23 protein-coding genes are annotated in these 17,183 nt (G+C 39.0%); 12 read left to right on the top strand and 11 right to left on the bottom strand.

Annotated features, from left to right (window positions below):
- Window positions 1-462: peptidylprolyl isomerase (locus AC2YHV_RS24295; RefSeq protein WP_487374356.1), on the bottom strand; the 462-nt coding region annotated here is incomplete at its 3' end.
- Window positions 463-662: 200 nt separating this feature from the next.
- Between AC2YHV_RS24295 and AC2YHV_RS24290 the strand changes: the two genes are divergently transcribed.
- Together AC2YHV_RS24290 and AC2YHV_RS24285 are read left to right on the top strand one after the other, a co-directional pair.
- Complete coding sequence (locus AC2YHV_RS24290; protein WP_106026634.1) at window positions 663-746, top strand: YjcZ family sporulation protein; 84 nt, start codon at window positions 663-665, stop codon at window positions 744-746.
- A gap of 185 nt (window positions 747-931) precedes the next feature.
- The gene (locus tag AC2YHV_RS24285) at window positions 932-1,015 is read left to right on the top strand and encodes a YjcZ family sporulation protein (protein WP_034314699.1); all 84 of its coding nucleotides are present in this window, start codon (window positions 932-934) and stop codon (window positions 1,013-1,015) included.
- Window positions 1,016-1,126: 111 nt separating this feature from the next.
- Here the strand turns inward: AC2YHV_RS24285 and AC2YHV_RS24280 are convergent, their stop codons facing one another.
- On the bottom strand, window positions 1,127-1,309 hold the full coding sequence (locus tag AC2YHV_RS24280) for a hypothetical protein (RefSeq protein WP_034314696.1): 183 nt from the start codon (window positions 1,307-1,309) through the stop codon (window positions 1,127-1,129).
- 108 nt (window positions 1,310-1,417) lie between these two features.
- Window positions 1,418-1,804 carry a DUF3267 domain-containing protein gene (locus AC2YHV_RS24275; RefSeq protein ID WP_223255829.1) on the bottom strand — a complete coding sequence of 129 codons (387 nt, stop codon included), beginning with the start codon at window positions 1,802-1,804 and terminating at the stop codon, window positions 1,418-1,420.
- Between the two features lie 385 nt (window positions 1,805-2,189).
- On the opposite strand from AC2YHV_RS24275, the gene AC2YHV_RS24270 reads away from it, so the two are divergent.
- Window positions 2,190-2,516 (top strand): DUF1878 family protein, encoded by a 327-nt coding sequence (locus AC2YHV_RS24270; protein WP_053534080.1) that lies wholly within the window; start codon window positions 2,190-2,192, stop codon window positions 2,514-2,516.
- A gap of 2 nt (window positions 2,517-2,518) precedes the next feature.
- Here AC2YHV_RS24270 and AC2YHV_RS24265 read toward each other — a convergent pair whose 3' ends face one another.
- Both AC2YHV_RS24265 and AC2YHV_RS24260 read right to left on the bottom strand, forming a co-directional pair.
- On the bottom strand, window positions 2,519-3,097 hold the full coding sequence (locus tag AC2YHV_RS24265; RefSeq protein WP_034314691.1) for an HTH-type transcriptional regulator Hpr: 579 nt from the start codon (window positions 3,095-3,097) through the stop codon (window positions 2,519-2,521).
- 182 nt (window positions 3,098-3,279) lie between these two features.
- Window positions 3,280-3,645: a YtxH domain-containing protein gene (locus tag AC2YHV_RS24260; protein ID WP_057275799.1), complete on the bottom strand. Its 366-nt coding sequence runs from the start codon at window positions 3,643-3,645 to the stop codon at window positions 3,280-3,282.
- Between the two features lie 310 nt (window positions 3,646-3,955).
- Between AC2YHV_RS24260 and yhzF the strand changes: the two genes are divergently transcribed.
- Window positions 3,956-4,135, top strand: a complete 180-nt coding sequence (gene yhzF / locus AC2YHV_RS24255) for a membrane protein YhzF (RefSeq protein ID WP_034314687.1) — start codon at window positions 3,956-3,958, stop codon at window positions 4,133-4,135.
- Window positions 4,136-4,235: 100 nt separating this feature from the next.
- Here the strand turns inward: yhzF and AC2YHV_RS24250 are convergent, their stop codons facing one another.
- From AC2YHV_RS24250 to AC2YHV_RS24240, 3 genes are all read right to left on the bottom strand, one after another.
- Window positions 4,236-4,754 carry a tryptophan transporter gene (locus AC2YHV_RS24250; protein WP_063577111.1) on the bottom strand — a complete coding sequence of 173 codons (519 nt, stop codon included), beginning with the start codon at window positions 4,752-4,754 and terminating at the stop codon, window positions 4,236-4,238.
- Between the two features lie 126 nt (window positions 4,755-4,880).
- A complete protein-coding gene (gene serC, locus AC2YHV_RS24245; protein WP_487374355.1) occupies window positions 4,881-5,984 on the bottom strand; it encodes a 3-phosphoserine/phosphohydroxythreonine transaminase in 1,104 nt (367 codons plus the stop codon).
- Between the two features lie 221 nt (window positions 5,985-6,205).
- Window positions 6,206-6,628 carry an HIT family protein gene (locus tag AC2YHV_RS24240; RefSeq protein ID WP_057275801.1) on the bottom strand — a complete coding sequence of 141 codons (423 nt, stop codon included), beginning with the start codon at window positions 6,626-6,628 and terminating at the stop codon, window positions 6,206-6,208.
- A 658-nt stretch (window positions 6,629-7,286) separates the two neighbouring features.
- On the opposite strand from AC2YHV_RS24240, the gene AC2YHV_RS24235 reads away from it, so the two are divergent.
- The 3 genes from AC2YHV_RS24235 (at window position 7,287) to AC2YHV_RS24225 (ending at window position 10,304) form a co-directional block, all read left to right on the top strand.
- A complete protein-coding gene (locus AC2YHV_RS24235; RefSeq protein ID WP_048677969.1) occupies window positions 7,287-8,030 on the top strand; it encodes an ABC transporter ATP-binding protein in 744 nt (247 codons plus the stop codon).
- On the top strand, window positions 8,023-9,231 hold the full coding sequence (locus AC2YHV_RS24230; RefSeq protein WP_487374354.1) for an ABC transporter permease: 1,209 nt from the start codon (window positions 8,023-8,025) through the stop codon (window positions 9,229-9,231). Before AC2YHV_RS24235 ends, AC2YHV_RS24230 begins: the two co-directional genes overlap by 8 nt.
- A 365-nt stretch (window positions 9,232-9,596) precedes the next feature.
- Complete coding sequence (locus AC2YHV_RS24225; RefSeq protein ID WP_222620129.1) at window positions 9,597-10,304, top strand: EcsC family protein; 708 nt, start codon at window positions 9,597-9,599, stop codon at window positions 10,302-10,304.
- Between the two features lie 28 nt (window positions 10,305-10,332).
- Here AC2YHV_RS24225 and AC2YHV_RS24220 read toward each other — a convergent pair whose 3' ends face one another.
- On the bottom strand, window positions 10,333-11,544 hold the full coding sequence (locus AC2YHV_RS24220; protein WP_098864182.1) for a M20 family metallopeptidase: 1,212 nt from the start codon (window positions 11,542-11,544) through the stop codon (window positions 10,333-10,335).
- 92 nt (window positions 11,545-11,636) lie between these two features.
- Between AC2YHV_RS24220 and AC2YHV_RS24215 the strand changes: the two genes are divergently transcribed.
- Window positions 11,637-12,056, top strand: a complete 420-nt coding sequence (locus AC2YHV_RS24215; protein ID WP_487374353.1) for a hypothetical protein — start codon at window positions 11,637-11,639, stop codon at window positions 12,054-12,056.
- A gap of 231 nt (window positions 12,057-12,287) precedes the next feature.
- On the opposite strand, the gene AC2YHV_RS24210 is transcribed toward AC2YHV_RS24215, so the two are convergent.
- Window positions 12,288-12,803, bottom strand: a complete 516-nt coding sequence (locus tag AC2YHV_RS24210; RefSeq protein ID WP_057275807.1) for an antibiotic biosynthesis monooxygenase family protein — start codon at window positions 12,801-12,803, stop codon at window positions 12,288-12,290.
- A gap of 252 nt (window positions 12,804-13,055) precedes the next feature.
- Here AC2YHV_RS24210 and hemE point away from each other — a divergent pair, with 252 nt between their 5' ends.
- The 3 genes from hemE (at window position 13,056) to AC2YHV_RS24195 (ending at window position 15,960) form a co-directional block, all read left to right on the top strand.
- Window positions 13,056-14,099 carry a uroporphyrinogen decarboxylase gene (gene hemE / locus AC2YHV_RS24205; protein ID WP_413004641.1) on the top strand — a complete coding sequence of 348 codons (1,044 nt, stop codon included), beginning with the start codon at window positions 13,056-13,058 and terminating at the stop codon, window positions 14,097-14,099.
- A gap of 78 nt (window positions 14,100-14,177) precedes the next feature.
- Entirely contained in the window at window positions 14,178-15,113 is a 936-nt protein-coding gene (hemH, locus tag AC2YHV_RS24200; RefSeq protein WP_487374352.1) for a ferrochelatase, read from the top strand.
- A gap of 271 nt (window positions 15,114-15,384) precedes the next feature.
- Window positions 15,385-15,960, top strand: coding sequence for a TetR/AcrR family transcriptional regulator (locus AC2YHV_RS24195; protein WP_057275809.1), 576 nt, complete (start codon window positions 15,385-15,387; stop codon window positions 15,958-15,960).
- Window positions 15,961-16,119: 159 nt separating this feature from the next.
- Here AC2YHV_RS24195 and yhfH read toward each other — a convergent pair whose 3' ends face one another.
- Window positions 16,120-16,248: a protein YhfH gene (yhfH, locus tag AC2YHV_RS24190; RefSeq protein ID WP_065310849.1), complete on the bottom strand. Its 129-nt coding sequence runs from the start codon at window positions 16,246-16,248 to the stop codon at window positions 16,120-16,122.
- A gap of 173 nt (window positions 16,249-16,421) precedes the next feature.
- Here yhfH and AC2YHV_RS24185 point away from each other — a divergent pair, with 173 nt between their 5' ends.
- The gene (locus tag AC2YHV_RS24185) at window positions 16,422-17,156 is read left to right on the top strand and encodes an MBL fold metallo-hydrolase (protein ID WP_106026630.1); all 735 of its coding nucleotides are present in this window, start codon (window positions 16,422-16,424) and stop codon (window positions 17,154-17,156) included.
- Window positions 17,157-17,183: the final 27 nt, after the last annotated feature.

Raw genomic sequence — 17,183 nt, 5'->3', positions numbered from 1 at the left:
TTCATTGGCCGTTTTTTCATCTTTCACGAGAATATGTCTCGCTTTGATTTGTGGTTTATAGTCTTCATAAGCTTTTTTCACATCAGCTTCTTTAACTTTTATATCGGCAACGGCTGCTTTTTCTTGAAGCATGCCGATTTTAAGTGCACGTTTAAGATCAGCTTCGCTCTTATATCCGGAAGAGGCCAGGGCCGTTTCGAAATTTTCACCCATTTGCGCTTTAAGTTCGTCCGTTTTAGCTTTAACTTCTTTATCCGTTACTGTATATTTTTCAGAAAGAACTTTTTCATAAACAAGTTCTTGAAGAACGGTTTCACCATAACGGTCTTTCATTACATTATAAAATTCTTCTTTGGTTATATCCCCCGCTTTAGTTTCCACGACTGCTTCCTTGTCGCTGTTGCATGCTGTAAGTCCGATCAGCCCTGCAGTAACAGCAATCGATAATGCCCACTTCTTCATAAAAACAACTCCTAGTTATAAGTTTCTGGTTTGCTATTTTTTCGTATTTCCACAAAATTAACTATAACATATTCTGGTTACATTACAAAAAATAATATATTGGTGCATGAATAAGATTTTTTTGAAAAATGGGTGTACGCCTACCCGGATATTAATCCATTACATATGATAAATCGAGGACAACAAAAGGGGGTAGCATAATGGGTAATGAATTTAACGGAGGCTTCGCTTTGTTAGTGGTGTTATTCATTTTATTAATAATTGTAGGAGCAGCCTTTTGCTAATCGGCTGCAAAATTACTAATGGAAAGAGCCCACTCCTTTTGCCATGGAGTTGAATAGGATAGGGTAGCCGCTCAACAAAAAAGATTTAAGTGATTTTCAAGCTATGAAAGGAATGGATTCCTTTTGGCGGATATAAGAGTGTGCATTAAATTATTATTACTTAAGAATGGAAGGGAGGAAGATCAATGTCTGGAGGAATAGGTGGAGGCTTTGCTCTAATTGTCGTTCTTTTCATCCTGTTAGTCATCATTGGAGCTTCTTGGTTATAAAATCATAAACAAAAGGCGAAGCTTTTGCTTCGCCCTTTTTCTTTATGTGGATAATGCTCCGGGTATCACCAATGTATGTAACAAATGATGGACATCATTTGTTGCTCATCTCTACGTATACAAAATTTCAATATAGGAGGATAATAACATAATAGTAATTAATACATTAATGGTCCTGAATACTTTAGGCTGCCGGTCTTCAGCAATTTCCTTTTGAATGCATAAAGAGTTTGTCATTCTATTAATATTATAAAGGATCAAAATAGCAAAAATAATAAACCAGAACGAGATCAAAACCTAAAATCCCTCCTTGCAAAACATCATGTATAAATACGATACCAAATTATAATGAAAAAAGATACCTAAAAATCTTAGCAGTCATCATTATGAATGAATAAGGGATCACTTTTGAATAAGTATATCGTATCCTTCGAGATGTTCCTCGATAAAAGAATGCCTTGGGGAACCAACAAGGTTTTTTATATAAATAAAATCCGATACGCATAAGCCGGTGTGCAGGGATAATAAAATAGTGAAATAATGGATGTAATGCGGAAAACTAAGGGCACAACCAATCAAAGTGACAGACATAATGACGAAAGGCAACACAAGGGTCAAGAGATAAAGATGCTTTCGAATCGGATCATGCACATTGACTCTGCATGTCAACACCAGGTTCCACTTCAAGGACCATGAAGTTTTCACTTTTTTACATAATAATCGTAAAGGTAAATAGTGTAATAGTTTGTGAACAGGATATAATAAGAGCAATAGGCTAAAAAATACCATTGTTTGATCGCCATACAAAATAACATGGGTTGAAAAGACACTTAATAATGTATAGATCAGAACAAAAGACATCAATATAGTAAAAACTGAAAAAAAGAGCAGACGGCAATTCCCATATTGTTTTGCCACGTCTATTGTTTTCCACGAATTCATTTCGAAATCAGCCCTCCAAAGCTGTTGAATATACTTACATACATTACGATGAATGGGTGGAAAAAGCAATGGAATTCTTGGATTATGTTTAAGATGAAATCACTTTTGTGAGTAAGCATGCAATGGGCAGGTTTTGAAATGGGGATCAGGCGGATTACCGAGTGTGAAAAATCAAAAATTGGTTATAAGTCTTTTATGTTAAATTGAATGATTGAATGGGGATTAGTGATGTATGAAAAATATAAATGAAGAAATGGAAATACTCCGTTTTCATCAACGGCTTTTATTAAACCTTATACGCAATCCGGAGGCCAAGTTGGACTATCTATTTGTGGAAAAAAATTTCACGAAAAAGGAAGCGGAAGAATTATTGGAAACATGTGATATCTTGAGCAAACGCTATGAAATAGAAAAAGCGGAAGGGTATATGAACTTTCGACCGCTTTTTAATCAATTTGAAAGAAAGGTTAATCCAAAAATAACTACAAAGGAATGCATTGATGCATGCATCTCACAAGGTTTATATGTATCATTCATGAAGGAAATGGATAGAGTATGAGATTAAACTGGCTCAGTTTCTTTCTCTATCTTTTTTTTTGTGATTTTACCCTCCACGTCCGTAAACTCCTGATCGATGTTATCGAAGGATCGTTCAAAGATTTGCATGAAGTCTTCACCGTAAATATTTCGGATGATGGCCATCATTTCAATCATATCCGGAAACTTGCCATAAAGCTCACGCAATGGAAGTGCACCCGAGAAAGCGGAGTTCTTACTTGGGTCGTATGTCTCCATTAAATCAAGGAGAATTTTTTCACCTTCCGCTGTGATCTCTATATACGTATTCCTTTTGTCATTTTCCTTTTTTGAAAATGTTAAGTATCCGCGTTCCTCTAATTTTTTTGAAAAGTTAAATGCGGTAGAAACATGCATGACCCCAAATTTTGCAACATCTGAAATGGAAGATCCATTAAGATGGTAAGCAATCCAAAGAATATGGTGCTCATTGATGTTTAAATCATAGGGCTTGATCCATTGCTGCCAATCTTTTTCAATCGATTTCCATAATGCTTTGCTTAATTGTGCAATTCGTTGACTAAAAATCATTGCTTCTTTCATAGAATAATTTTTATTCTGCATATTATGGGCTCACCTACTTATAAGATTCTATATATTTATTATGACAATAAAATAAAAATTAATAAAGAAAAATATTTGCAAAATTTTTAGAAAATTTTAGTTTTTTAATGAATTCTCCATTCTTCTCAAATAAATCATGTAATTTGTTGGGAAAAATGGAGAATCAAGCTTGTGTGACGATGTCAGCTATTTTTAGAAGTAGGGGCGGCAGCTTCCAATTCTTTCAATGAATTTTCAATTTCCTGAACGTTCTTCAATAATTCATTCTTATTGGGTTCGATTTCCCGCTTCCAGTTCTCGATGACGACCTGAACATCCGAAATGAATGTTTTTACCGTTTCTTTGCTGATTTGTGAAGCTTCCATCGTGTCATCTTTAATATTCTGCATTTTTACCTTTAATTCATCAATTGTAGCCTTAATTTCGTCGGTATTCGTCTTGATGCGGGTCCGTAGGTCTTTACCTGAACTTGGTGTCGAAAGTAAGGTTGCCGCACCAGCTACTACTGTTCCGGTCAAAAAGCCAATTAGTAATGATTTTGCTTTCATTAGGATCACCTCATTTTATAATATGTTTTCGCTTTCCATGGTCTTAATCCCTGCTGCATCAATTGGAAATTATGATAAATAGGGAGAGAAATACTATTGATATCAAAATACCATAATTTTCATCCTTATGGAAGAGAATCGACCATTTTATCTTTATATCACAAAAATATTTTTTTAAACTTAGAGAGTAAATATATAATATTTAAAAATAACTTGAAGCTTTAATAATAATGCTTCATATAAAGGGAAGAGCGGCATATAGATAATAAAAACAAGCTGTCGGAACTTGGATGGCACTGGTGGGTTAATAATGAAAATCATTTTTTTATTAGGCCTGGTATGCCTGTGCGGAATGGGGTATTTTCTAAGGCAAGCTAAATCTCCTGGCATCTATCCGCCTAGGAGGGTGCTCCAGGCTAGAGCCTTCGCTATGGGTCTCCCCGGGGTTTTACTGCTTTTCATTTGGTTTATGTGGATATTGATTCATTGACCATTGGAGGATGATTCTGACTAGAATTCCAGATTCATATGATTGGAAAAAAAAAGCACCGGACTGTCCGGTGCTTTTTTAGGTATGATGATCCTGCTGCTTAAGCATTAATGGGTATATTTGATTTTCTTACGATGCCGTTCACAATTGGATAAATGATGACCATCGCAACTGTATTTAACAATACGGCAGGAAGCACAACAGCTCCGAAAAGTGCAACGAAAGGCCCTGGAAGGGAAACGATATAATAAGCCGAACCAAGGAAGACAGCGCCGGAAATCAATGTTCCAACGGCAGTCAAGATACTGACGGTGACAACGGATGTTGAAAACTTCTTTAGACTGATGAATAAAAGGTAAAACAGAAAGGCTGTTGCCAATTTGTCTATGATATTTGGGATCTGTCCTGCTGGAAATGTAGTTGTCATGGCAGAGATGGCTCCTGCTGCCAGGGCGACAATGAATACATTCTTCTTAGCGGGAAACAGGGTAATCGCCAAAAACATCATCAACAGCATCATATCCGGTTTCATTCCAAGGAAGAATCCAGGTATGATAAAATGCAGGGCAGCCCCAATCCCGATTAATAGGGACAGTGACACAAGGGTTTTCGTTTTCATTTACTCATCTCTCCTATTCTCATCTCAACTAACAGCTTTTCTTCAACAATGCACTATTGCTTGTTGCAAGAAGTTTAAAATAGTATATCATAAGACCTATTTTTTTAGAAGTTATATTTGTTTGAATTAAAGAGTTTGTGCTTCCTTCGCTTTATACGATTCCTGGAATTTCTTCATGAAATCAGCAAGGTCCTGGCAATGGGATAGAGGGACCGCATTATAGATGGATGCTCTGCAGCCGCCGATGGAACGGTGACCGTTCAGTCCTACGAATCCGGCTTCCTTCACTTCTTTAAGGAATAGCACTTCAGCTTCTTCGGACGGAAGCGTGAACGTTACGTTCATTAATGAACGGCTGTCCGGTAGGGCATGGCCTTTATAAAAACCATCACTGCCGTCGATGGCATCGTAAATGACTTTTGCTTTTTCTTCGTTGATTTCAGCAATCTTTTCCACTCCGCCCTGATCTTTTGCCCAATCCAGCACAAGGGACAATAAGTAAATGGCCAATGTCGGAGGAGTGTTGTATAAAGAATTATTTTTTGAATGGATCGAATAGTTCATCATGGATGGGATTTTGTCATTATCCGTTATTAAATCTTTACGGATGATAACGACTGTGATTCCCGACGGACCTAGATTCTTTTGTGCACCAGCATAGATGATGCCGAATTTACTAATATCAATCTTTTTGCTGAGAATATCACTCGACATATCGGCTACTAGAGGAATGTTGCCTGTTTCCGGGAAATCCTTCCACTGTGTTCCGTAAATCGTATTATTGCTTGTGATATGAAGATAGGCAGCATCGTCATTCAATTTGATATCTTCCACTTTAGGGATGAACGTATATTTTTCATCTTTGGATGAAGCTACTACGGCCGTTTCACCAACCTTTTTGGCTTCTTTTAATGCTTTCTCCGACCAAGAACCAGTGAGGACATAATCTGCCCTTTTTCCATCTTTCAAAATGTTCATGGGAATCATGGAAAATTGTAGACTTGCCCCTCCTTGCAGCAGGAGAACTTCATAATCTTCAGGAATTTCCATAAGTTCTTTTAATGATTGAATGGCATGGTTATGAATCTTTTCGAATTCGGAACTTCTATGGCTTAATTCCATGACAGACATACCGGAATCCTCAATATTCAACCATTCGTTTTGGGCTCTTTGTAAAACTTCTAAAGGAAGGGCGGCTGGCCCAGCGTTAAAATTACGTGCACGTTTCAATTTTTTTCCTCCTATGCGACTATGTGATAAAGTATTTGAGACTATTCATATATCCTACCAGAAAACTAAATTCAATTGGAGGAAAATTTAGAATTTTAAATCCGTTTTTTAATAACAGACCAAAGTAAAAAGGTCCTGCACTTTAAAGTGAGGACCAACTCGGGATCATTTTTTCAAGCAACGAAAGGAGAAAGAAACCTTCTTAACAGGCTATTGCAGTCTCATTGTATATGCTGTGCAATGGAGTCAGCGATTTGTTTCAGGTCATCCGGTGTATAGTCGCTGGTATTTGTTTTCCAAACTGCACCAAAGCCGTCACCTTCCCCATGCCGAGGAATTAAATGCATATGAAAATGGAAAACGGACTGCCCTGCAGCTTCACCGTTATTATTTAAAAGGTTCAGGCCTACAGGTTGGAATTCCTGCTTCATGGCGCGGGCAATTTCCGGCACCACTTCAAAAAGGTTCTTGGCAATCTCTGGTGTCAACTCATAAAGATTTTCCTTATGTACTTTAGGTATTACCAGCGTATGGCCTTTCGTTACTTGACTGATATCGAGAAAGGCCAAAACATGTTCATTTTCGAAAACTTTACTACTTGGAATTTCCCCATCGATTATTTTGCAAAAAATGCAATCACTCATGAATAACGCTCCTTTAAAAGTTAATGTATTTGGTTAATCGTACCATAGCTTGAATCGTTGAGAAAAGGAAAAATATAAAAACAGGATGCAACATTAAGTTGCACCCTGCCTGTCGAAAAAGGGGGTTTTGCTTCAAAATTCGCATTAGCATAAATTCTCTGCGACAAACACCTCATCTACATTGTAGTAAAATATGGTTATTATCTAAATAGAGATTTTCCATTCAAAGCAACCATCTCCTATATCTTTAAAGTTTCATCAACTTTTAAAGCATAATTGATAATTATTGAATGATTTTTCTGCTTTTACGTGCAAGAGAACCATCTCCTTGCTCGAAACGATTTTTGTTATGAAGCTTCTGGTTTAATTCAGTTTATACGTCTTTAACTGACACCTCATTTACAATATGATGTAAATCATTTGTAATAAACCTAATGGGTATTTCAGTATAATACGTCTTTAACTGACACCTCATTTACAATATGATGTGAATCACACGTAATGACTAACCCCTTCTTCCTTAATTATGATGGCCATCAAGCAGGAAAAATATAATTAGTTATTTATGGAAATTTTGTTCCGGAACACTCGACTATATAAAAGCAGGAGAATTTGATAAAATGGAAATAAGAACCTCTATATAGAAAGGATCGTTTATATGTCCTTATTGGAAATAAAGCAGTTAGTGGGCGGATACACGAAAACGCCCGTTTTAAAAGGAATAAGTTTTGACATTCAGCCAAATGAGCTGGTTGGGTTAATTGGGCTTAACGGGGCTGGGAAAAGTACGACGATTAAACATATCATCGGACTAATGGAGCCGAAAGGCGGAAGCGTCTCGATTCATGGTAAAACACTAGCTCAGGACCCGGATACATATCGAAAACAATTCACTTATGTTCCAGAAACGCCCATTTTGTATGATGAGCTTACACTTGAGGAGCATTTAAAGCTTACAGCCATGGCACATGGTTTGGCGGAAGCCACATTTAAAGAAAGGATGGACGTTCTGTTAAAGGAATTCCATATGGAGAAAAGGCTTAAATGGTTCCCGGCCCATTTTTCAAAGGGAATGAAGCAAAAGGTCATGATAATGTGCGCCTTTTTAGTTCAGCCGTCTTTATATATCGTCGATGAACCCTTCGTAGGTCTTGATCCACTAGGCATTCAATCCCTGCTTGATTTGATGAGGAAGATGAAAGAGAGCGGAGCGGGAATTTTAATGTCTACACACATTCTGGCGACAGCCGAGAGGTATTGTGATTCTTTCATCATACTGCATAATGGAGAGATTCGGGCGAAAGGCAATCTTGAGCAGCTTCGTGAACAATTTTCCATGCCAGGGGCAACTCTGGACGATTTATATATCCAATTGACGAAAGAAGAAATCGGTCATGAATAGTCAAAATCTCTGGAAGGAAAGATATTTAGGCTATATAAATGAAACGCAAAAATATCTTCGTTATATTTTTAATGGCCATCTTGTTTTTGTCATGGTTTTGGTTCTGGGTGGGTTGGCTTATTATTACAGTGATTGGGTGAAGACGTTAAACAATGATTTTCCTGCTGCATTGATCATGGCCTTTGTTTTATCGATCATTGTAACCAGAAGCCCGATAAATACTTTCTTGAAAGAACCCGATACGGTATTCCTGCTTCCGCTTGAAACGAAGTTGAGAAGTTATTTCAAGAATTCATTGATATTAAGCTGGGTCATGCAGGGCTTTATTCTTCTGGTTGTCCTGATTGCATCGATACCGATGTATGCGAAGGTTACGGGTGCAGGAGGTAAGGACCTTGGAATCATCCTGGCCGTTTTGCTTATTTTGAAGTTTTTGAATTTGACCATGCGCTGGCTGGTATTGAAATATCAGGATACATCAGTGAGCCATTGGGACTCTCTCATCCGCTTTTTACTTAATGGCGTGATTCTTTATTTCATCTGTTCAAGGGCAAATATACTGTTTGCACTTATAACCTTCTTATTATTGTTAGCACTTTACATGTATTACCGAAGCGCGACTAAAGGTTTCGTGTTAAAGTGGGAACGGCTGGTGGAACTGGAAAACAAACGGATGAATTCCTTCTATCGAATAGCGAACATGTTTACTGATGTTCCTCATTTAAAAGGGAAGGTAGCGAGAAGGAAATGGATGGACTGGCTATTAGCACTCATTCCGTATGGTGATAAGTCAACTTATACCTATCTTTACGCCCGTACCCTTCTGCGATCCAATGATTATGTGGGACTTTGTTTTCGTTTAACGATCATGGGATCCGTGATTTTAAGTGTATTCACTAACATATTTGCACATTTGATTGTTACGTTCATGTTCTTATTCATGACAGCCCTGCAACTGCTGCCGGTTTGGAAGGCACATGAGTGGAAAGTATGGGTCTCATTGTATCCATTGCCAGCAAAAATGAGAGAATCTGCAGTAATAAAACTAATTTCCTATTTCCTATTATTTGAGGACTTTGTCTTCAGTTTGGTCCTGCTAGTGAAAGGGGAATGGATGTCCGCTTTAGCCGCCTTGGCAATGGGGCTTGTTTTCATATTCGGTTTTAAAATTTATGCAACAAAGAAAATAAAAAACTTTTAAGCAGAAGCTGATTTTTCATAAAATCAGCTTTTTCTTTATTAATGTTAAAGTTGATTCCAGAAATTCGCTCCCTTTCTGCCGACGGTCTGCCAAGCCTCCTCGACGCAAGCGTCTGTGGGGTCCCGGCTAGCCAGTTTTTCGGCAGGGTGCCGCAAATTTCTTCCATCCGTTAAGGATGACAGTAAAAATATCAAGGATTACCTATTCTAAAATTTGGTTCGAAATGGACCAGTCTGGAGTGGAAAACAACATTGGATACTTTTACAACCCCCAAAAAACGTTTTAGTTATTTTATTCTTTTAAGAAGTGAAAATTGAAACTAAAAGCCTCATAGGGGGTATATACATATTTAACGGAGGTGTTGAATGATGGATGAATATGAACAAAAGGCATTATCTGAACTAGTATCATGGAAAAAGAAAGTAGCCAAGAAACCCGGCAGGCTTGAGCGGATGTCCAAAAAAGCGCAAATCAAATTGAATGGTTATATTCCAGACCGAGTGCACAAAGTAATTACTGATAGTATTAAAGGGATGATAGAGGCCGTATTATCAGGTTCTAAATATATGTCTAAAGAAAAAAATGTAGTGCTACTAACCTTGCAGCAAAAAGAAGAGTGGGTTGCGGAAACTGTAACGGCATATCGGAAAACGGCCGTTATAGAGGGTGTGGGAACCGGAGCGGCAGGGCTTTTAATTGGATTGGCTGATTTCCCATTATTGCTTAGCATCAAGATGAAATTATTATTCGAACTATCCCGTATATACGGTTTCGATCCAAATAAATATGAGGAACGTTTATTCATTCTCCATATCTTCCAGATGGCATTTTCAAGCGAGGAGAAGAAATTTGAAACATTACGGGTAATAGAGGAATGGGATTCAGGGAAATGGCCGGAAATAGACTGGCAAGAATTTCAGCAGGAATATCGCGATCACATAGATGTCATCAAAATGTTCCAGCTCGTTCCAGGTATTGGGGCAGCTGTCGGTGGATATGCCAACCATCATTTGTTGGAACATCTTGGGGAAACGGCTGTCCATTGTTACCGAATCAGACTTCTTAAACAGTAAGGGACGGGGATAACCCGTCCCTTCACTATTACCGCAATAAAGATTCATTCACCATTTGGGATGATTGTTTTTTATTGTGATAGGTCACCGCTGCAGTGCCTAATATTTTGGCTGCAATGAGCATCGCATTTTCATCAATGTCAAACAAAGGATGATGATGTGGATATGTATGTTCATTTTTCGGCCTGGCTCCCGTAAAGAAGAATGTACCTTTTACATTTTGTAAATAATAAGAAAAATCTTCACCTGTCATATCCGGGTCAATTTCCTCTGTAACCAAAACTTCCTTGACTGACTTAGTACTTTCGATGAGGAATTTAGTTTCCTCGACATGTGGAATAACTGCTGGATAGCCTTGAAAGTATTGATATTCATAGGTACAGTCCGCAGCTATGCAGGTTCCTTTAACAATCCGCTCCATTTCTTCGCTAATGAATGAACGGACATCTTCCTTGAATGTGCGGACGGTCCCGATTATTTTAGCCTTATCTGCAATGACGTTAAAGGCATTATCTGCTACAAAGGATCCGACGGTAATGACTGCCGAATCTATTGGGTTTAGGCGGCGGCTTACGATTTGCTGCAAGGCCATGACGAGCTGAGAGCCGACTAAGATTGCATCACGGGTTTTATGCGGCTGGGCTCCATGCCCGCCCTGCCCTTGAATGGTGATTTCAAAACGGTCAGCAGCGGCCATAAGGGGTCCATAAGCGTATTGGACTGTTCCGGTTGGGGCCGTTGCCCATAAATGGGTACCGAAAATTACATCCACTCCATCAAGGCAGCCAGCCTCAATCATCGGTTTGGCACCCCCTGGAGCATATTCTTCAGCATGCTGGTGGATAAATATATATTCACCTTCGAGCTCATCCTTCAGTTCATTCAGGTTTTTAGCAAGGACAAGGAGTGTCGCTGTATGGCCATCGTGTCCACACGCATGCATGACCCCGGGTACGGAAGATTTATAGTGAACTTCTTTTTCATCTTGAATGGGTAAGGCGTCGAAATCAGCGCGCAATGCTACGGTTTTACCAGGCTTACTGCCTGTGACCTTGGCGATAACACCATTACCGCCTACATTCGTCCGGTGTTCGATTCCAAGTTTTTCATAATATCCAGCGATGAAGGCCGCCGTTTGGGTTTCTTGAAAAGAAAGCTCGGGGTGTTGATGAAGATAACGCCTGATGGAAACCATTTCTTCATATGAACCATCCAGAAGATCGTGTAATCGCTGTATCATTTTGCACCTCCCAATGATTGGATTAATTGTAAGTAGTATATCATATTCTGAATGATCCAAAGTGTATTAAATACCTTCAGGAGAGATATATAATGATTAAATATTTCTGGATTGCTTTGGTTTTGCTTTGCGTGTTGCTATTCTTTTTTTTGGTGCATGAAGTCCAAAGGGAGGAGGCTTTAGCGTTCGATACATATATTACGGAACTTTTTTCCGTAGGGGAAAATACTTTTTCGCTCACTTTCTTCAAGTCCATTACCTATCTTGGGAAATCCAAGTTCATTGGTTTTGGAAGCATATTATGTGTTCTATATTTGTGGATAATGAAGAAGGACTATTGGAACATGGCCGTCTTCTCTATCGGAATTGCTGAGGGTGATGTGTTAAACGGGTGGATAAAAAATTATGTTAAAAGAGTGCGCCCTGAAAATCAAAGCATCTGGATCAACCGATCAGCAGGACCAGACAAACGAAACCAATTCCCATTGCCCATTTCAATGAGTTTCCTTTAATTTCATTCATGATTAAATATGCTACCATACTGAAGAAAATAATGCCCACCATTGCGTGGCCACTTGATCTGATGAAATATATGTAAATATCGGTTGCATTTCCCCGGAAATAAAGAAGGAATTTGTCGGATTGTTATAGGGTTATATGACTTTTAGCGTCCAAATAACGTTCTGCATTACTATGAAGGGGCCCATCCTTTAGGATGGGCCTCTTATTAAGCATTAAATAGTCTATTCCTCAGAATCTTTCACCAATGTATACTGCGTTACAAAGGCTTCACCTGAAAACAACTTCTGGCTGGAATTCGTAACAGGAGGTTTGGAGTCACTATTATGCGCCTGCTGGAATGAACTGGATTTCTTCCAGTTCATAAAGTCCGATTGTTTTTCCCAAATCGTTAAGATTACATATGTTTCAGAGTTGATTGGACGCAGGATACGAAGGGCAACGAAGCCTGGTTCATTTTCAATGAATCCGGCCCTGTTTTTAAAACGGTGTTCAAATACCGGCCGTCCTTCCTCACTGACAGGGATATTGTTCATGACCACGTATCCATGATCTTGAAGAGTTCCCTTCCCATCGACTACCTCATATTTTCGTGGCGAGCTGAAGAGCGTTTTACCTGTAGTTTCATGTAATAGGACTGTGTTTTGAGCATTCTGCATAAGTAATATTTTTTCATTCGGGTGTTTATCTTTTTTTAATTTCAAAAAATCATAAGTACCTGAAGTGATGAATACATTCATAAATTCCCCTCCAATTTCTATATAGTACCTGTATACCCATTTTACCCAATGAATAGTGCTTTTACCATTTCCAAACTAACCATTAAGCTGGTAAACCGGTAAGATACTTATATAAAAGTCGATATTTTGACAAATATATTATAGAAAAAGCTATAGTTTAAGGAGATTCGATTTGAAATTCAACATCCTTCTGATATTCTATGTAGGTAATGAATAAAAATAGAAACGTGATTGCTTGAAAGGTGGATATTAATGTCTAAGGAAATTACGAATGATACATTTTTAAAAGCTGCAAGAGGAGAGAAAACGGATCATGTGCCTGTTTGGTATATGCGTCAGGCTGGCCGTTCACAGCCGGAATACCGTAAATTGAAAGAGAAGTACTCACTTTTTGAAATTACTCATCAGCCGGAATTATGCGCTTATGTAACTAGATTGCCAGTTGAGCAATATGATGTAGACGCTGCGATTTTATATAAAGATATAATGACACCGCTACCAGCCATTGGTGTCGATGTTGAGATTAAGTCCGGAATCGGTCCAGTCATAGCCAATCCGATCCAATCGGTGTCGGATGTTGAAAAATTAGGTGAATTGAACCCAGAGAAAGACATCCCATATGTGTTGGACACGATTAAATTATTGACCACGGAGCAATTGTCCGTTCCTTTGATCGGTTTCTCAGGGGCTCCTTTCACCATTGCTTCATACATGATTGAAGGCGGCCCCTCCAAAAACTACAATAAGACGAAAGCTTTCATGTATTCCGAGCCAATGGCCTGGTTTGCATTAATGGATAAGTTAGCGGATATGATCATCATCTATGTCAAGTCGCAAATCAAAGCCGGCGTCAAAGCCATCCAAATCTTTGATTCCTGGGTGGGTGCTTTGAATGTTGAAGATTACCGCGTATTCATCAAGCCGATCATGACTCGTATCTTTTCATCATTGCGTGAAGAAAATGTACCGCTAATCATGTTCGGGGTCGGCGCAAGTCACTTGGCACTTGAGTGGAATGATCTTCCGATTGATGTAGTCGGGCTTGATTGGAGACTGCCAATTACAGAAGCAAGACAAATGGGAATCCAGAAAACGGTACAAGGTAATCTAGATCCTGCCCTGCTATTATCATCATGGGATGTTATAGAAGAACGGACGAAAAGGATCCTCGATCAGGGCATGGAGCAGGACGGCTACATCTTTAACCTTGGTCATGGGGTTTTCCCTTCCGTAAATCCGGAAACACTGAAGAGGCTGACCGCTTTCATTCATGAATATTCATCAAAAATGAAGTAAGGTGAGCGAACCATTTGCTAAAACTCCTTAATTGGATGCACAATAAAAGAACGAAATCTTTAAAAGAGGTGTAACTTCATGTCAAGAAAAAAAATGGGCCTTTTAGTCATGGCTTATGGTACTCCATACACTGAAGAGGATATTGAAAGGTATTATACACATATTCGTCATGGGAGACGGCCAAGCGACGAATTGATTGCCGACCTAAAGGGCAGATATGAAGCGATCGGTGGATTATCCCCGCTTGCAAAAATAACGGCAGGACAAGCTGAAGCGCTTGAAAAGAAATTGAATTCCGTTCAGGAGGAAGTTGAATTCAAGGCATATCTTGGCCTGAAGCATATTGAACCTTTTGTTGAAGACGCAGTGAAACAAATGCATGAAGATGGAATCAAAGAAGCGGTCAGTATCGTATTGGCACCGCATTTTTCAACATTCAGCGTGAAGTCTTATAATGGACGTGCCCAGGATGAAGCCGCTAAATTGGGGGATCTGACCATCACTTCCGTTGAAAGCTGGTATGATGAGCCAAAATTCATCCAATATTGGGTAGACCAGGTAAAAGAAGTGATTGGGAAAATGACCTCGGAAGAACGCGATAATTTCGCTTTGATTGTGTCGGCACATAGCCTCCCGGAAAAAATCTTGCAATCGGGAGATCCGTATCCAAATCAACTGAAAGAAACGGCAGACATGATCGCTGAAGACTCAATGGTTACCAATTATGCAGTAGGCTGGCAAAGCGCTGGACAAACTCCTGAACCATGGTTGGGACCCGATGTACAGGATTTAACCAGAGATCTTCATCAAGCAAAAGGTTATAAAGCTTTCATATATATTCCTGTTGGCTTTGTTGCCGAGCACCTTGAAGTCCTCTATGATAACGATTATGAATGTAAGGTTGTGACGGAAGAGATTGGCGCAGGCTACTATAGGCCGGATATGCCCAATGTTAAACCTGAATTCATCGATGCTTTGGCCACGATCATTTTAAACAGATTACAGGAAAAATGATCAGTCAATAGGGGAAAATTAGTTTAACCATGCTTGCCATGTGCTCTGCATATTTTCATTTGAAGTTATGTTATTCACTGGAAAGCGACGCTGCCTTTGGCCTTGCAGATTTAAATAAATATGTATTTTCGAAAAGTGGCTGTCCAGTAACGGGGATGGCCATTGTTTCTCTTGGGAATTGAAAATATAATTGAAAAAACTGAAAATTTTTGGTATGATATCGTTGAACATAATGACTGTTTTGTCCGTTTGGTCAGAATTGAGGTGGGAAATGTCTGTTGATCGTAAAAAATTAATTTTGGAAGCTGCGACCAAGTCGTTTTCACTTTTTGGCTATAAGGCAACGACGATGGATCAAGTCGCTAAAATTGCCAATGTGGGAAAAGGGACCATTTATACCTTTTATAAAAATAAAGAAGAGCTGTTTAAAGAAATCGTTCAGCGGATGATAGAGGAAATGAAATATGAGGCGGAACAATCTTTGGATGACCAACTCTCCTTTTTTGAAAACCTGCATCGGGCCGTTTATCGAATTCTGGAGTTCAGGCAGGAACATCAATTATCATTAAAACTTCTTCAGGAAGAGCGGGAAATTGGTACACCGGCCGTTCAGGAAATGGTTAATGAAATGGAAGAAGCCATTGTATCCTACATTAAGGAAAAACTAAAAATAGCGATTGATAAGGGCCATATACAACCTTGCGATCCGGAGATAACAGCTTTCCTGATGCTAAAGATGTACCTTGCCCTGATCTTTGATTGGGAAAGAAACCATGCCCCATTAGAGAAAGAGGAAATTGCTGAACTATTTAAAATATATTTGTTCAAAGGATTATCCGTTACGTGATCATTCTATTTTTTTGCTGAAAGGCAATGAACCCCAATGAAAGAAGAGATGCCGATCATCGGTATCTCTTCTTTCATTGGGGTTTTTTTCAGCTGCGAAACCGAAACATCTATGAATTCATCCTGCTATTTGGGATAGGATGGTGAAACATAAAGACTACTACTCTCCAGAAAGGCAATGATCACAGTGGTTTCCATAACATTCGTGCTGTTCTTCAATTTTTTTTCCGCATTCCGTGCATTGTTTCGGTGGCAGATTTTTAAAGAACTCAACGCTACTTTGAATCATGAACATCATCTCCTGAATTTTTTATTATTCGCTTTTCTATGGTTTTATTGTATTATAACAGATTTGAGATGTCAATGAATGTTTTATAACATAAGTAAAAAAAGGTGAAATAAGGGCTAGAATAGTTTATATTAATGGGGAAGTCATTGAGAGAAAAAAAGGAGTGCCTAAGAATGAAAATCACCGTAATTGGGTGCTGGGGCGGTTATCCAGCTAAAAATGAGGCAAGTTCCGGCTATTTGCTTGAATATGAAGATTTTCGCATTCTGCTTGATTGTGGCAGCGGTGTCCTATCACAGCTTCAAAACCATATGAAGCCGGAGGATCTTGGTGCAGTTGTATTATCCCACTATCATCCTGATCATGTAGCGGATATTGGTGTCCTGCAGCACGCTGCGTTCATACAGCAGATATTGGGCAGCGAAAAAAGGACGATTCCTATATATGGTCATGATTTGGACGAAGTCGAATTTGGTAAGTTAACATACAAAGACGTGACAAAGGGGATAGCCATCTCTGCTGATCACCCCTTAACCATTGGACCGTGTAAATTTACGTTCATGAAAACAAAACATCCAGTCCCTTGTTTTGCAATGAGGATCGAAGCTGAAAATCATTCGATAGTTTACACAGGTGACAGTTCATATATGGATGAGCTTGCAGATTTCGCTAAAGACGCAAATGTTTTATTATGTGAAAGTAACTTTTACAGTGATATGGATGGTTCAAAGGCGGGGCATATGACGGCAAGGGAAGCGGGCATGCTGGCAGAAAAGGCTGACGTCCAGCTTTTGCTGTTAACTCACCTCCCTCATTATGGGAATCTCGATCAACTGAAAAAAGAAGCATCCGAGGTATTCAAAAGGGAAATAGCTGTAGCCAAAACCAATCTCGAGTTCCAACTATAAATGAAACATCAGTGATATGAAGTCTAC

The sequence above is a fragment of the Peribacillus sp. SRI_006 genome (assembly GCF_057586375.1).
This window is presented reverse-complemented; position numbering and strand designations above follow the sequence as displayed.

Coding starts and splice junctions, on each gene's coding strand:
- AC2YHV_RS24210 (WP_057275807.1), bottom strand. CDS start 12,803: ATGAATGTATTCATCACTTCAGGTACTTATGATTTTTTGAAATTAAAA.
- AC2YHV_RS24185 (WP_106026630.1), top strand. CDS start 16,422: ATGAAAATCACCGTAATTGGGTGCTGGGGCGGTTATCCAGCTAAAAAT.
- AC2YHV_RS24290 (WP_106026634.1), top strand. CDS start 663: ATGGGTAATGAATTTAACGGAGGCTTCGCTTTGTTAGTGGTGTTATTC.
- AC2YHV_RS24250 (WP_063577111.1), bottom strand. CDS start 4,754: ATGAAAACGAAAACCCTTGTGTCACTGTCCCTATTAATCGGGATTGGG.
- AC2YHV_RS24225 (WP_222620129.1), top strand. CDS start 9,597: ATGATGGATGAATATGAACAAAAGGCATTATCTGAACTAGTATCATGG.
- hemE (WP_413004641.1), top strand. CDS start 13,056: ATGTCTAAGGAAATTACGAATGATACATTTTTAAAAGCTGCAAGAGGA.
- AC2YHV_RS24265 (WP_034314691.1), bottom strand. CDS start 3,097: ATGCAGAATAAAAATTATTCTATGAAAGAAGCAATGATTTTTAGTCAA.
- AC2YHV_RS24230 (WP_487374354.1), top strand. CDS start 8,023: ATGAATAGTCAAAATCTCTGGAAGGAAAGATATTTAGGCTATATAAAT.
- AC2YHV_RS24215 (WP_487374353.1), top strand. CDS start 11,637: ATGATTAAATATTTCTGGATTGCTTTGGTTTTGCTTTGCGTGTTGCTA.
- AC2YHV_RS24240 (WP_057275801.1), bottom strand. CDS start 6,628: ATGAGTGATTGCATTTTTTGCAAAATAATCGATGGGGAAATTCCAAGT.
- AC2YHV_RS24270 (WP_053534080.1), top strand. CDS start 2,190: ATGAAAAATATAAATGAAGAAATGGAAATACTCCGTTTTCATCAACGG.
- AC2YHV_RS24275 (WP_223255829.1), bottom strand. CDS start 1,804: ATGGTATTTTTTAGCCTATTGCTCTTATTATATCCTGTTCACAAACTA.
- AC2YHV_RS24220 (WP_098864182.1), bottom strand. CDS start 11,544: ATGATACAGCGATTACACGATCTTCTGGATGGTTCATATGAAGAAATG.
- AC2YHV_RS24195 (WP_057275809.1), top strand. CDS start 15,385: ATGTCTGTTGATCGTAAAAAATTAATTTTGGAAGCTGCGACCAAGTCG.
- yhfH (WP_065310849.1), bottom strand. CDS start 16,248: ATGATTCAAAGTAGCGTTGAGTTCTTTAAAAATCTGCCACCGAAACAA.
- AC2YHV_RS24235 (WP_048677969.1), top strand. CDS start 7,287: ATGTCCTTATTGGAAATAAAGCAGTTAGTGGGCGGATACACGAAAACG.
- hemH (WP_487374352.1), top strand. CDS start 14,178: ATGTCAAGAAAAAAAATGGGCCTTTTAGTCATGGCTTATGGTACTCCA.
- AC2YHV_RS24285 (WP_034314699.1), top strand. CDS start 932: ATGTCTGGAGGAATAGGTGGAGGCTTTGCTCTAATTGTCGTTCTTTTC.
- yhzF (WP_034314687.1), top strand. CDS start 3,956: ATGAAAATCATTTTTTTATTAGGCCTGGTATGCCTGTGCGGAATGGGG.
- AC2YHV_RS24260 (WP_057275799.1), bottom strand. CDS start 3,645: ATGAAAGCAAAATCATTACTAATTGGCTTTTTGACCGGAACAGTAGTA.